The 13,172-nt window shown below is 34.8% G+C and carries 11 protein-coding genes; 7 read left to right on the top strand and 4 right to left on the bottom strand.

Annotated features, from left to right (window positions below; translation table 11 throughout):
- Positions 1 to 61: 61 nt before the first annotated feature.
- The gene (locus tag NZ698_RS17370; protein ID WP_263004512.1) at positions 62 to 961 is read left to right on the top strand and encodes a pirin family protein; all 900 of its coding nucleotides are present in this window, start codon (positions 62 to 64) and stop codon (positions 959 to 961) included.
- A 59-nt stretch (positions 962 to 1,020) separates the two neighbouring features.
- Here the strand turns inward: NZ698_RS17370 and NZ698_RS17365 are convergent, their stop codons facing one another.
- Positions 1,021 to 1,416, bottom strand: coding sequence for a hypothetical protein (locus tag NZ698_RS17365; protein ID WP_263004511.1), 396 nt, complete (start codon positions 1,414 to 1,416; stop codon positions 1,021 to 1,023).
- A 277-nt stretch (positions 1,417 to 1,693) separates the two neighbouring features.
- On the opposite strand from NZ698_RS17365, the gene NZ698_RS17360 reads away from it, so the two are divergent.
- The 6 genes from NZ698_RS17360 to NZ698_RS17335 all read left to right on the top strand — a co-directional run bounded on the left by NZ698_RS17360 (position 1,694) and on the right by NZ698_RS17335 (position 7,226).
- The gene (locus tag NZ698_RS17360) at positions 1,694 to 2,224 is read left to right on the top strand and encodes an NADPH-dependent FMN reductase (protein ID WP_263004510.1); all 531 of its coding nucleotides are present in this window, start codon (positions 1,694 to 1,696) and stop codon (positions 2,222 to 2,224) included.
- A 92-nt stretch (positions 2,225 to 2,316) separates the two neighbouring features.
- The gene (locus NZ698_RS17355; protein ID WP_263004509.1) at positions 2,317 to 2,715 is read left to right on the top strand and encodes an OsmC family protein; all 399 of its coding nucleotides are present in this window, start codon (positions 2,317 to 2,319) and stop codon (positions 2,713 to 2,715) included.
- A 1-nt stretch (position 2,716) separates the two neighbouring features.
- Positions 2,717 to 2,998 carry a GNAT family N-acetyltransferase gene (locus NZ698_RS17350; protein WP_263004508.1) on the top strand — a complete coding sequence of 94 codons (282 nt, stop codon included), beginning with the start codon at positions 2,717 to 2,719 and terminating at the stop codon, positions 2,996 to 2,998.
- A gap of 111 nt (positions 2,999 to 3,109) precedes the next feature.
- Entirely contained in the window at positions 3,110 to 4,684 is a 1,575-nt protein-coding gene (locus NZ698_RS17345) for a sodium:solute symporter (protein WP_263004507.1), read from the top strand.
- 507 nt (positions 4,685 to 5,191) lie between these two features.
- Positions 5,192 to 6,043, top strand: coding sequence for a transketolase (locus NZ698_RS17340; protein WP_263004506.1), 852 nt, complete (start codon positions 5,192 to 5,194; stop codon positions 6,041 to 6,043).
- A 235-nt stretch (positions 6,044 to 6,278) separates the two neighbouring features.
- Entirely contained in the window at positions 6,279 to 7,226 is a 948-nt protein-coding gene (locus NZ698_RS17335; RefSeq protein ID WP_263004505.1) for a transketolase family protein, read from the top strand.
- Positions 7,227 to 7,319: 93 nt separating this feature from the next.
- On the opposite strand, the gene NZ698_RS17330 is transcribed toward NZ698_RS17335, so the two are convergent.
- The 3 genes from NZ698_RS17330 to NZ698_RS17320 all read right to left on the bottom strand — a co-directional run bounded on the left by NZ698_RS17330 (position 7,320) and on the right by NZ698_RS17320 (position 13,170).
- Positions 7,320 to 7,709 carry a hypothetical protein gene (locus tag NZ698_RS17330; RefSeq protein ID WP_263004504.1) on the bottom strand — a complete coding sequence of 130 codons (390 nt, stop codon included), beginning with the start codon at positions 7,707 to 7,709 and terminating at the stop codon, positions 7,320 to 7,322.
- Positions 7,710 to 7,777: 68 nt separating this feature from the next.
- Positions 7,778 to 8,248: an Lrp/AsnC family transcriptional regulator gene (locus NZ698_RS17325; protein ID WP_047446659.1), complete on the bottom strand. Its 471-nt coding sequence runs from the start codon at positions 8,246 to 8,248 to the stop codon at positions 7,778 to 7,780.
- A gap of 134 nt (positions 8,249 to 8,382) precedes the next feature.
- Positions 8,383 to 13,170 (bottom strand): translocation/assembly module TamB domain-containing protein, encoded by a 4,788-nt coding sequence (locus NZ698_RS17320; RefSeq protein WP_263004503.1) that lies wholly within the window; start codon positions 13,168 to 13,170, stop codon positions 8,383 to 8,385.
- Between the last annotated feature and the right edge of the window lie 2 nt (positions 13,171 to 13,172).

The following is a 13,172-nucleotide window of genomic DNA, read 5'->3' as shown; positions in this document are numbered from 1 at the left end:
GTCAGCAAAATAAATATTTGACTAAATTAGCTTAATTCAAAAAACAAAAACCAAATCTAACATGTCAAACATCGGACTTATTCTAGAAGAAAAATCAGCAGATATAGGAAATTTTTTGGTGGGCAGACTTTTGCCTTTCCGTGAAAAGAGAGCGGTCGGACCTTTCGTGTTTATCGATCATATGGGACCTGCCGAATTGAAAGATTATCAGAACTTAGATGTTCCGCCACATCCGCATATCGGACTTTCAACTTTGACTTATTTGCTTGAAGGATCGATTTTCCACAGAGACAGTATTGGAAGTGCTTTAGAAATAAAACCGGGCGCTGTAAATTGGATGACTGCCGGAAAAGGCGTTGTACACTCAGAAAGAACTCCGGAATATTTAAGAGAAACTGATAAAAGGCTTCACGGATTTCAAATCTGGGTAGGACTTCCGAAACATCTGGAGCAAAGCGAACCGACTTTCAGCCACATTGAAGCAGATGAACTTCCTGTTTGGGAAGAAAACGGAGTTCAGTATAAATTAATTGCCGGTGAGGCATTTGGAAAAAAATCTCCGGTTCCGATTCACAGTAAATTATTTTTTATTGAAATCAAAACCAAAACTGCTCAGAAAATCAGCATCGGACAGGATCTTTACGGAGAAGCTGCGATGTATGTACTTGACGGAACGGTGAATATTGAAGATAACAATTACGGTTCAAAACAATTATTGATCGCAAAAAACACCAAACTTTGTGAGTTTGAAATGAGTGAAAATGCAACAGTTTATCTATTCGGAGGCGAACCTTTTGATGAAGAGCGTTTCATTTTCTGGAATTTCGTCAATTCTGATAAAGAACTGATTGATAAGGCGAAAGTAAACTGGAATGACCAGAATCACGAAGCCTTCCCTTTAGTTCCGGGAGATGAAGATGAATTTGTCCCACTTCCGAAAGCAATTTTAAACCGAAAATAAAACAAAAAGTAAAGCCACTTCTTGTACAAGTGGCTTTAGCTTTTTTGAAGAATCAGAGATTAGTCTTCTCTTTCAGCTTCAGAAAGTTTTGTAATAAAATCAGTCCAAAGTTTAGAATCTTCGGGAGTCATTTTAGATGACCATGCGGCATTTTTTGCCGTCCATTCCTGCGATTTTGCAGTGAGTTCCTGGCTTTTTGCTACATCTCCAGCTTTTGAAGCTGCAGACATTTCAGAAACCATATGTGCATATTCAGTTGCAAACTGCTGAACTTCGGGATTACTGAATTTCGGGACTTGTACTCCGTCAACAGTCACTCCTGATCCGATTACTTTTTCTTCTTGTGCAACGGAGCTTTCAGTTTTAGCGCGCTCAATTTTTGAGGCCTCTTCATTTTTGCATGCTGTAACGCAGATCAGCGAAACAGCACCCAACATTAGGATAGTTTTTTTCATAAATATTTGATTTTATCTGAATTACAAATATAAATTAATTTATGAATAACTTAAATAAAAATATATTTAATACAAAATAATTCAATAAAACAATGCATAGCATAAAAATTTAACAATCAATTATCATCATAGTAGCAATTTCTTACAAACTTAAAACAATAATGACTATATGATTAAATTTAACTGAAATAGCAATAATATCCGGAACTTATATATTTAAAGACAGTGTTCTTTTTTCACTTAAATTAATTTTTGATAGTTTTATAAAAAAATAACAATGAAAATATTAGCATTTGCAGGAAGCACGTCTTCCACATCTATCAACAGAGAATTGGTAAAGTTTGTTTTAAAAAGTTTCAAGGAAGATGAAATTAATTTTATTGACCTTAATGATTTTTCAATGCCTGTTTTCTCGGTTGATCTTGAGAAAAAAGGTTTTCCGGACGAAGCTCATAATTTCCTGAAGCAAATTGAAGATTGTGATGCGATTATTTGCTCTCTCGCAGAGCACAACAGATCTTACAGTGCCGCTTTCAAGAATATTTTTGACTGGGCTTCAAGAATCAATGTAAAAGTTTTCCAAAATAAACCTATGTTTTTAATGAGTACTTCTCCCGGCGGTTATGGCGGCGGAAATGTAATGAATACAGCAAAAACATTCTTCCCGCAATTTGCAGCAGATGTAAAAGAAACTTTCTCTTTATCTAAATTTTACGAAAATTTTGATCTTGAAAGCGGAATTATCAATCCGGAAATGCTGAAAGATTTAAATGAAAAAATTGAAAGTTTTAAAAATCAGATGGTTTAAAAACTTAAAGTGTTGTAAAACAATCTAACATCTAACATCTAACATCTAACATCTAACATCTAACATCTAACATCTAACATCTAACAAAAATAATGGCTGTAATCGTAAAAGCAAGTTTAGGCAAAACAAAATACTACACAGAAGTGGTTGCAGGTGATAATAAATTGATCACCGACGAACCTATCGATAAAGGCGGGAAAAACGAGGGTTTTAATCCGTTTGAAATCCTGGCAACTTCTTTGGCAAGCTGTACCGCAGCGACTTTGCGAATGTACATCGAAAGAAAAGAATGGGATGTAGAAAAAATTGATGTAGAAGTAGAACTTGAAAATTTTCCGCTGACAAAATTGGCGGTTTTTACAAGAAATATTAGTTTTGAAGGACATCAATTGACCGAAGATCAACTTAAAAGATTAAAAGCAATTGCAGACGCTTGTCCGATTCACAAAATTCTAATGAACGAAATTCAAATTCAAACCAAAATTTCATAATATGATAGAAGTAAAACAAAACAACGACGAAAAACACGGAAGCTTTGAAGCATCAATTGATGGAAAAAAAGCAGGATTGATGACCTATACTTGGGCAGGTGAAGAAAGATTTATCATCGATCACACCGAGGTTGAAGAAGAATTCAATGGAAAAGGCGTAGGAAAAGAAATGCTGATCAAAGCTGTAGAATTTGCGAGAGAAAATGGTAAGAAAATCATTCCGCTTTGTCCGTTTGCAAAAGCGACTTTTCAGAAAAACGAAGATTTAAGAGACGTACTTTAATCGTTTAGAATAATACTAAAACTTATAACCTTTCAGAAAATTTCTCTGAAAGGTTTTTCTTTTTTAGCAGAAACAAAAAAAACTATATTTGCTAAAATTTAAAATCTTACCATGAATACAGGAACCATCCTTTTGCTGTTTGTATTTGTTTATTTCGTCGGTCTTTTGGTAATCTCTTATTTTACAAGCCGAAATTCTGACAATCAATCATTTTTCATTGGCAACAAAAAAAGTAAATGGTGGCTTGTTGCTTTCGGGATGATCGGAACCAGCTTGAGTGGTGTGACTTTTATTTCCGTTCCCGGAACGGTTGGTAAAATGACCGGAAGCGAATATATTTTTGGAGGTTTTGAATATTACATGATGGTAATCGGGTTTTTCATCGGATATTTTATTGTAGCGGCAGTACTGCTTCCACTTTATTATAAGATGAATCTGACTTCGATTTATACTTATTTAGGAAAAAGATTTAATGTTGAGGCGCACAAAATCGGTTCGGTATTTTTCATTGTTTCAAGAGCGATTGGAGCTACTGCAAGATTGTATCTCGTTGTCAATGTTTTACAGATCTTTTTGTTGGAAGGTTTAGGCGTTCCATTTTGGCTGACTGCGATGGTACTTTTGCTGATGGTGCTTTTATATACTTTTGAAGGCGGTGTAAAAACAATCGTGATTACCGATACTTTGCAGACTTCATTTATGATTATCAGTTTGATTGCCTGTATCATTTATATTTTATCAAATTTAAATCTATCTTTTGGTGAAGCCTACACGATTTTAGAGCAGAAAAACTATACTCATTTCATCAATTTTGATCCCAATTCCAAAACATTTTTCCTTAAAACTATTTTAGGCGGAATCTTCATTACTATCGCAATGACAGGTCTTGATCAGGAAATGATGCAGAAAAATATTTCTGTTGACAACCTGAAAAACTCTAAAAAAAACATGTTGACTTTCGCAGGAACACTACTTTTTGTAAATCTTGCTTTCCTGTTTTTAGGAGGATTGCTTTACCTTTTTGCTTTACAAAATGGTGCAGGTTATTCTGAAATCACCAATATTGTGGATGGAAAAGAAGTCGTTTCAAATGTTTTCGGATTCAAAGATGCGGCAGGAAACGTGAAAAACATCATGGGAGATGATTTGTTCCCGGCTCTATCGCTAAATGGATATTTCCCAATGGCGATTTCTGTAATTTTTATCATCGGTTTGATTTCTGCATTATTCCCTTCTGCGGATGGTGCCTTAACTGCCGTAACAAGTTCGTACTGTGTAGATTTATTAAACTTAAATGAAGACAAAACCAGAACAGAAAAGCAAAAAAAACATCTTCGAATGAAGATCCATTTGACTTTTACGATCGTTTTCTTTATTTTAATCATGGTTTTCAAAGCAATGAATGACAAATCAATTGTTTACCTCATCATGGAAATTGCGGGTTATACTTACGGACCACTTCTAGGACTTTTCGCCTTTGGAATCTTTACTAAATTTCAGATTTCTAAAAAGTATTCAATTCTTGCAGTTACGCTTTTAGCACCTGTTCTTACCTATTTAATCAATTATTCAGTAACAACTTATACTGATTACCGAATTGGTGTGGAATTGATTATTCTAAATGGTTTGTTAACGTTTATTGGATTGTGGATGGTAAAGAATAAGAATTATTTGAAGTTGGTTTAAGTTTTTGATAATTTAAGCTTACATCGCAAATAACCTTGTCATGGGTACACACCAAAATCACCAGCTAAAACTATCTGTTTAAATATTTTTTTCAAAAAATAACAACAAACTTTCGACGGAGAGGTGACGGAGCGACGACGGAGAAACCGCACAGGAAAATATCTTCGTAAATTTTAAAAATCATGCCACTGTTTAATTTTTTTCTGGCCGATTTTAGACTGTTAAACAGCATACAGAGGTGGTAAAGCGATAGTACAGAAAGCATAGAGAAAAAAATCAGGTTAAAATGATAAAATAATTGATCTGGTTATATTTTTATTACAGTTAAATCAGTCATCATAAACTCATTTGATAGTCACCCGTTAAGCGCACAAGAAGTTACCAAGCAGTCTTAAAAAAAATAAAATAAAACAAAATCCGGGTAAACTGCCCGGTTTTTGCATTTCCATAAGCCGACAAAAAATTGTAAATTCGCATATATCAATTCTAATAAATAAATCCTAATATATGAGTAAAAGTATTGAAGAGCTGAAATCTCTTACAACACAAATCAGAAGAGACATCCTGAGAATGGTTCATGATGTAAATTCAGGTCATCCTGGTGGAAGTTTAGGCTGTACAGAGTTTTTCACAGCACTTTACGGAAAAGTTTTAAACTATAAATTGCCATTCACCATGGAAGGCAAAAACGAAGATCACTTCTACCTTTCAAACGGACATATTTCACCCGTTTTCTACTCTACTTTGGCAAGATTCGGCTTTTTTCCCGTACAGGAACTGAAGACTTTCAGAAAACTAGATTCAAGACTACAAGGTCACCCGACAACTCACGAAGGTTTACCTGGAATCAGAGTTGCTTCCGGATCTTTAGGACAAGGACTCTCTGTTGCTCTTGGTGTTGCTCAGGGAAAAAAATTAGACGGTGATGATTCATTGGTTTATACGCTTCATGGTGACGGAGAATTACAGGAAGGTCAGGTTTGGGAAGCTTTTATGTATGCTGCCGGTAAAAAAGTAGATAATATTATCTCAACAATTGATTACAACGGACGTCAGATTGACGGTGATACAGATGATGTAATGACTTTAGGGAATTTACATGCAAAACTGGAAGCTTTCGGGTGGATCGTTTTAGAAGAGAAAAACGGTAACGATCTTGAAACAGTAATTGCCATTCTTGAAAGAGCAAAAACGGAAACTGGGAAAGGAAAACCTGTAGTTATCATTCTTCATACTGAAATGGGATTTGGTGTTGATTACATGATGGGAAGTCACGCTTGGCATGGTAAAGCTCCAAATGACGAGCAATTGGATACGGCTTTCAAACAATTGTACTTAGAAGCTCCAACAGATTATTAATTATAGGTAATGAGTAATTGGAAATAATTAATATTTAAACATTAAGAAATTTTAGTTTTGAAGATTTTTTAAGAATTCGATAAATCTGAATTTAGCATAACGCTTAAAAATATCTTTAGATATTACCTTAATCTTTTTCTTAACAAATTAATTCATCTTAACGGTTTAAAATTAAAATTTATTTGCATATCAATTACCAAACATCATTAATCAATTTATAAACTTAGAAATTCACATGAAATATACATATACAGAAAAAAAAGACACACGTTCAGGATTTGGGGCCGGATTGGCAGAATTGGCTGACAAAAACCCGAATGTTGTAGCACTTTGCGCAGACCTTATCGGTTCTTTGAAAATGGAAAAATTCATCGAAAAAGCTCCGGAAAGATTTTACCAAGTCGGCATCGCAGAAGCAAATATGATGGGATTAGCAGCAGGTTTGAGCATTACAGGAAAAATTCCTTTTACGGGAACTTTTGCTAACTTCTCTACTTCAAGAGTGTATGATCAAATCCGTCAGTCAATTGCTTACTCTAACAAAAACGTAAAAATATGTGCTTCTCACGCAGGTCTTACTTTAGGAGAAGACGGTGCAACACATCAGGTTTTGGAAGACATCGGAATGATGAAAATGCTTCCGGGAATGACGGTAATCAACACTTGTGATTACAACCAGACGAAAGCGGCAACTTTAGCTATTGCTGATTTTGAAGGTCCTGTATATTTAAGATTCGGAAGACCGGTAGTTCCTGTTTTTATTCCTGAAGATATGCCTTTCGAGATTGGAAAAGGGATTCTTCTTCAAGAAGGAACCGATGTAACCATCGTTGCAACAGGTCACTTGGTTTGGGAATCTTTGGTTGCGGCAGAAGAGCTTGAAAAAGAAGGCATTTCTTGTGAGGTGATCAATATCCATACAATCAAGCCACTTGATGAAGAGATCATCTTAAAATCGGTTGAGAAAACAGGAAAAATTGTTTCTGCTGAGGAACATAATTATTTAGGTGGTTTAGGTGAATCAATTGCCGGAATGTTGGCAAGAAAAAGACCTACAAAACAGGAATTTGTAGCGGTAAACGATACTTTCGGAGAATCTGCAACTCCTGCAGAATTAATGAAAAAATATAAAATCGATTCTGCAGCGGTAATTGAAGCTGTAAAGAGAATTTTAGATAAATAGATTTATTTTGAAATAAAGCTTAAAAGCATCCAAACTGGATGCTTTTTTTTATTTAATTAAGCTATTAAAATTGTAAGATCTCAAAATAATATTTTATCTGAAAAATTTCCATTTCGGAATAATCGCCAACATTCCAAATCCTGTAAAAAGGAAAAGATTGGTTACGTCAGAATATAGAAATGTAGAAAGATAATAGTTGTGCATGAAGAAATGTAAAACCAGCATTACAGGAAAAAGAAAGATGCCAATTTTTCTATAAAAATACATCAGCACAATTCCGGCAATCATTAAGATATCGATTGAAAAAATAAAATAAAAATAACCTGAAGGAATATTCAAAGTTTCGTGCTGTAGATATTCATCAAAATCCAGCCCGATTCCCATAAAAGTAAATAGCAGCAAAGCGAGAAGTGCTAAAATAAAACCCCATCCTTTCTTCGGATCTTCATCAAAATAACTATATTCTTTATATTCCTTTTCCATAGTGCAAAAATAAAGAACTTATGAATTACTTCATAAGTTCTTTGGTATTTATATCGTCTAAAATTTGATTAAATCGAGATCGCGTTGATCAATCTGTTTTTATCGCTCAAAAACTCTTCCATAGAGATCATACTTTCAGTTCTCATAACATCCTGAATGTCGTCGATCTGATAAATAATTTTCTTTGCATCTTCAGTATTTTTAGCTTTTACCTTACAGAAAATATTGTATTTTCCTGAGATAACGCTTGCTTCTACTACGTTTGGAATTGTTCCCAATTCTTTCAAAACCTCTTGAGTGCGGTTTGATTTTGTTAAAAGAATTCCGATAAAAGCTGTGAAATGGTAATCTAATTTACCATAATCCAAATTAAGAGATGATCCTAAAATAATACCTGCATCTTCCATTTTCTTCACCCTTACGTGTATTGTACCTGCAGATACATCCATCTGCTTTGCAATTTCTGTAAAAGGCATTCTTGTGTTTTCTACTAAGAAATCAAGAATTTTCTTGTCTATTTCGTCCAGTTGATAGTTCATATTAGTGAAATTATATTTTTCCTAAAAAATCGATAAATTTTTTACAAAATTAAGAAAAATATATTAACTAGGAAAAATATATCAAACATTAACAATAATTAACACGGATGATAAAAATCATTCAAAGATTCAGATTATTTAACCCCTGATTTTACGGAATCTGTTTTTATTTCATTATTAGCAGGTACCGACTTTTTATCTTTTTTCTTCTTTTTGAAGAAAGAATTGAAGCTTTTACTCCATACGATACCTCCTCCATAAGCCTGATTCGCAGATCCGTTCGTACCTACAGTTCCAACTCCCATTCCTATATTGGTAGGTTTTGAATATCCTCTCAATGTCAATGTACCGTCGTTCTTTTTAGAAATATCATATTCTATACTTCCTTCACCTGAGAGATAGTTGGTTTCTGTAGCATCCGTTTTATTTAATGGTATACCAAGACCTGTTTTAACGGTAACTCTTGGCGAAAGATCAAAACTTACACCAGCATTTGCTCTGTCTCCTGTATTTGAATATTGATCACCTCGTACATAATTCAGGTCAATCTGAAATTCATTACTCATGGTATTTAGAACTGATCCTAACTGTTTTAGCAACAAATTATAACCCGAAGATTCAGCAACTCCGGCCGCATCAAAATTTAAACCTCCCGTGTTGGAAACATTAAAGCTGTTTAATAATAGTATGGAACCAAACTGTAAAACATTTTCACCCTCTGTCTGATTGATTCTTGCCGCCAAAGTTTCTTTTACCTGGCTCGAAACATCAAGTGCAGTTACATTTAATGCAACTTTAGGATCATTTAAAGTGTTGGTAATATTTGCCTGCAAAAGTATACTGATTGGCTGCAGTTGCCCCATATTTAGGTATTCTCCAGCATTGGAAACCATTCTTACATAATTGGCCGTGATATCAAGCATCGGCTTCATCGCATCACCATCCCATCGTATGCTGCTGTTTTTCTGAATTTGGAACGTTCTGTTCAAAATAGCTTTAGACACAAAAGTTCCGCTGTCTACCATATAAGCACCATTCATTGCAATACTTCCCTGTCTTCCCATCTGGAATCTCAAGTCGTCTGCAACACCCTTTACTGTAATATTTCCTACGTCATCACCTACCAAAACATTCACCGTGGTTCCCTTATCCACATCAAGACTGAAGTCGATATTCATATTGGCTCCAGATTTTTTCTTGTCTTCTAATGTTACAAGACCGTCTTTTCCTTCTTTCAGGAATCTCAGCATTTTGAATTCTTCAACATTTGATGTAGAACTTGAGTTAAAAGTAAACGTACTTCCGTTCAAAGCTTTCATATTCGGCGTTGATAAATTTAAAGCTGAAACCGGTCCGTCAACGTATAAATCTCCCTGTCCATAAACTCTTCCCCAGAAAAGATCATATTCTTTCTGAGTTGTATTCAGCATTAATAAGTTATCTGCTCTCATTACGAGGTTGACACCCATTGATGATAAAGTTTCAAACTGTATCGCCCCGGAAATTGTACCTTGTGAATTTGATCTTCCGTCGTGTACTCCGATATTATTCATAATCGCCAAGCCTTTAGAAAGCGGAATCACCGTATCATCAAAAGAATAATCTACTCCTGTGAATAGAAGTTTTAAGCCAAATTCTTTCAATCCAATATCTCCACTGTAATCTAAATTTTTCAGCGTTCCGTTGATTTTTAAATCTCCGGTTGCTTTTCCTCTTAAATTTCCAAAAATTGTCTGTACAAATTGTTGCGTAAATGCTAAATCAAATTCACGAAGTTCAGCCGTTAAATCAATAGTCGGAGAAGCTGTATTGTTATTAACAGTTCCAGTTAAATGCAGGTTATTATTTCCGATTACTCCGGCAGAAGTCACTTTCACATCAACGTCATAAACATTTAATGAATATCCATTAACTGCAGATATCGTAAGATCTCCCATGTCATTTCCATTCATCATAATATCGTCAACAGTTAGATCAACAAGAGGTTGCAAAGTGCTTTTATCCATCTTAATTTTTACGCTTCCGTTTGCTAAACCTTTGATATCCATAGGATTTCCTCCGGCTTGCATTTCAAGAAGCTTTTCAATCGCAAAATCCTGAACTTCAGCATCAACATAAAAATCTTTAGCCGATTTGAAGAAGGATTCATTAATTAAAAGTGAACTTTTATCTGAATAAATTCTAAGATTTTTGATCTCAAAATCTTTTGTTTTCTTACGATAGCTTATGTAATGATCTAGCTCAGCACTTGTATCAATTGCCCATTTCACACTATTAAAATTCACCTCAGTCGGCTCAAATCTGAAAATATAATCTCCTTCCGGATTTGTTGACTGATTAAAATTAATTGCATAATTCTTCAGATTATCATCCAATTCATCTTCCGGACTTCCATGTTTGAAGCTTGTGGCAATACGAAGCGTGGTATTGTTCTCATTCTTTCCGGTGAGAAGAATATCCTTCAAAATATTTTTGTTATACTCTATCCTTTTAATTTTTGCATAAAGCTGCTGATCAAGATTTGCCGTGTTGATTCTCACCATCACACTGTCAACCATTGCGCTGTCTCTTGTAACGACCTCTCTCTGATTGATTTTATATTCAGGATTTGCATTGGCCAAAGCCATATCTGCATCGGTGATCTCTTCTTTTTTGGTCATCACATATTTCAGTGATGCAGCATCAAGATTTAAAATTAAATTATTAGAATTTCCGTCATACTCGCCTTCAACGGTTGCGCCTTGAGGAAGTTTTAAATCCGGCATGAAATAACTTACCAAACCTTGTCTGACATCGAGATTCATCGCGAAATTCTGTCCACGATACAATTTTCGTGGTGGCGGACCTACCAAAATTTTCCCTAAACCATTTTCTACCATTCCTGCCAAATCAGCAAGATTATATTTACCTGAGATCTTTCCTTCAACAGCTCCGGGAGCGTTTACATCAATCACTCGATTTCCGCCTTCAATAAATGTTTTCACTTTAGCATTTGGAATCTGATAACGTTGTGTGGCAGTAGCAAAATTAATGTTATTCGCCTCCACGTCAAGATTCAAATCATTCACATTCGTCATCGACATTTTCCCATTTACCTGACCGCTTACGATCTGGTTTCCGGGTTTGTCGGTGAAATAGTTCATATTTAAATAGGTGACATTGGCATCAATGTTTGCCGAAATTCTTTTAGTGCTAAAATCAATTAAACCTTTTACGGTTGCTTTTGCCTGTTCGTCATTTACGGTAATCAAACCATTGTATTTTCTGTGATCAAGCAAACCATCCAGATTCAGATTATTGATTTCTTTGTTCATGATATCAATACTTGAAATCTGAGATCTTGTCCGAATGCGCATCGTATTGACATCAAAACTCTGACCGTCAATATTGAATTTTCCTGAAATCAGACCCACCGTTTTACTTTTTGTAATCACCGAAGTATTTAGATCCCTTACTTCTGCGTAACCTTTATATTTAGGCATTGTAGTGCTGAAATCTGTCAACGAAAAATTGGTAATTTTTGCCTGCCCGATTCCTGTTATCAAATTTCCGGACGAAACATAAACCTGTTTTGGAGTAACCTTTACGTCTCCATTATATTTTAGTTTTCCGAAATCATCAGCAAAGTTTTTCATTTTTTTAGAAATGAAATTCGGCATCATCGCTTTAAGATCTTTGTAGGTAAAGTCTGCAGAAAGATTATTGGTTTCAATTAAAAAATTACCTTTCAGCAGATTGGTAATATTCATTTTCTGAGTGGCAATATTTACCGATGGATTTCTGATCAGGAAATTATCTAACTTAAATTTATTCAGCGGACCGGCCATTTTTCCGCTGATGTTAAAAGGAACATAATTGTCCCAATTGGTCACAAAATAAGAAATATCGTAACCGCTCAATTGGCTTCCAAGCTTGAGATTCATATCCCATTTTACTTTATTGGTAAAATCTGCCCACGAACCTTTATTTAAATTAAATTTAATATCTCCCTGAAGAAGCGAATGATCAGTATTTAAGGTTAAATCTTTCAAAAAAAGAAAATCTTCTGTCATTGAAAAATCTGTCGAAAAAGTATCTACAAAATGTGATTTCCCCCATCTTTTTGTCGTAAATGTAAAATTATTAATGGTTGCAGTAATATTGACTCCATTTACTTTTAATCTTGGAGCAATAAGATTCACATTGGTTGCAGTCAGCCATTTCCCCGGTTCTCCCGGAGAGTTTTGATTGACAATAGAAATTTTAGAATCTAAAATCTCCAATCTTGAATTTAGCTGAAACGGTGGTTTTGTAGGATCTTTTTTCTTTCCGCTGTCAAAAAGTTTCGTAAAACGGATAAAATTTGAAATACTATCACCTTTATAGGTAATCACTTTTATATCAGCATCAATAAGCCGCAAACCGTTAAAACTTAACGAATTGTTTTTACCAACATTCGTTGCCAAAGAAAACCAATCTGAATTAGCTTTAAACTCTCTTGCTTTGATGAAATCTAAATCTTTATAATCCTTAATTCTTAAACCTTTGATGGTCACATCTCCGAAGAAATCAACCTCTACACTTTCGGTTGACATTTTCGCTTTAAAATCTCTGTTGACAATCTGTAAAGCCTGATCTGCAGCCCATCTTTTGGTCACCGGAAGGTTTATGGCAATAAAAACAAATGCTACGATACCAAGAACTGTCCAGAAAAGAATCAGTAAAAGTTTTGCCCACCATGAATAGCTGGTTACGTCTTTTGCGGCCTGCTTACCAAATTCCTGAGCGGTATCAATAGGATGTTTTATGGCATCAGAAGCAAGCTCAGAAGCTTCTTTCACAGTCTCCTGAACATTATCAACCGTCTTTTGTACCTGATCACCTAAGTTTTCAGCTACTGATTTTTTATGCTCATTTTCGTTATTATTCTCTAACTTTGCCATTA

The sequence above is a fragment of the Chryseobacterium edaphi genome, from assembly GCF_025628985.1.
GTDB lineage: Bacteria > Bacteroidota > Bacteroidia > Flavobacteriales > Weeksellaceae > Chryseobacterium > Chryseobacterium edaphi.
This window is presented reverse-complemented; position numbering and strand designations above follow the sequence as displayed.

What these genes read in the sequence shown, in the direction of transcription:
- NZ698_RS17345 (WP_263004507.1), top strand. Translation starts at nt 3,110, where the DNA reads ATGAATACAGGAACCATCCTTTTGCTGTTTGTATTTGTTTATTTCGTC.
- NZ698_RS17355 (WP_263004509.1), top strand. Translation starts at nt 2,317, where the DNA reads ATGGCTGTAATCGTAAAAGCAAGTTTAGGCAAAACAAAATACTACACA.
- NZ698_RS17325 (WP_047446659.1), bottom strand. Translation starts at nt 8,248, where the DNA reads ATGAACTATCAACTGGACGAAATAGACAAGAAAATTCTTGATTTCTTA.
- NZ698_RS17370 (WP_263004512.1), top strand. Translation starts at nt 62, where the DNA reads ATGTCAAACATCGGACTTATTCTAGAAGAAAAATCAGCAGATATAGGA.
- NZ698_RS17360 (WP_263004510.1), top strand. Translation starts at nt 1,694, where the DNA reads ATGAAAATATTAGCATTTGCAGGAAGCACGTCTTCCACATCTATCAAC.
- NZ698_RS17340 (WP_263004506.1), top strand. Translation starts at nt 5,192, where the DNA reads ATGAGTAAAAGTATTGAAGAGCTGAAATCTCTTACAACACAAATCAGA.
- NZ698_RS17335 (WP_263004505.1), top strand. Translation starts at nt 6,279, where the DNA reads ATGAAATATACATATACAGAAAAAAAAGACACACGTTCAGGATTTGGG.
- NZ698_RS17350 (WP_263004508.1), top strand. Translation starts at nt 2,717, where the DNA reads ATGATAGAAGTAAAACAAAACAACGACGAAAAACACGGAAGCTTTGAA.
- NZ698_RS17320 (WP_263004503.1), bottom strand. Translation starts at nt 13,170, where the DNA reads ATGGCAAAGTTAGAGAATAATAACGAAAATGAGCATAAAAAATCAGTA.
- NZ698_RS17365 (WP_263004511.1), bottom strand. Translation starts at nt 1,416, where the DNA reads ATGAAAAAAACTATCCTAATGTTGGGTGCTGTTTCGCTGATCTGCGTT.
- NZ698_RS17330 (WP_263004504.1), bottom strand. Translation starts at nt 7,709, where the DNA reads ATGGAAAAGGAATATAAAGAATATAGTTATTTTGATGAAGATCCGAAG.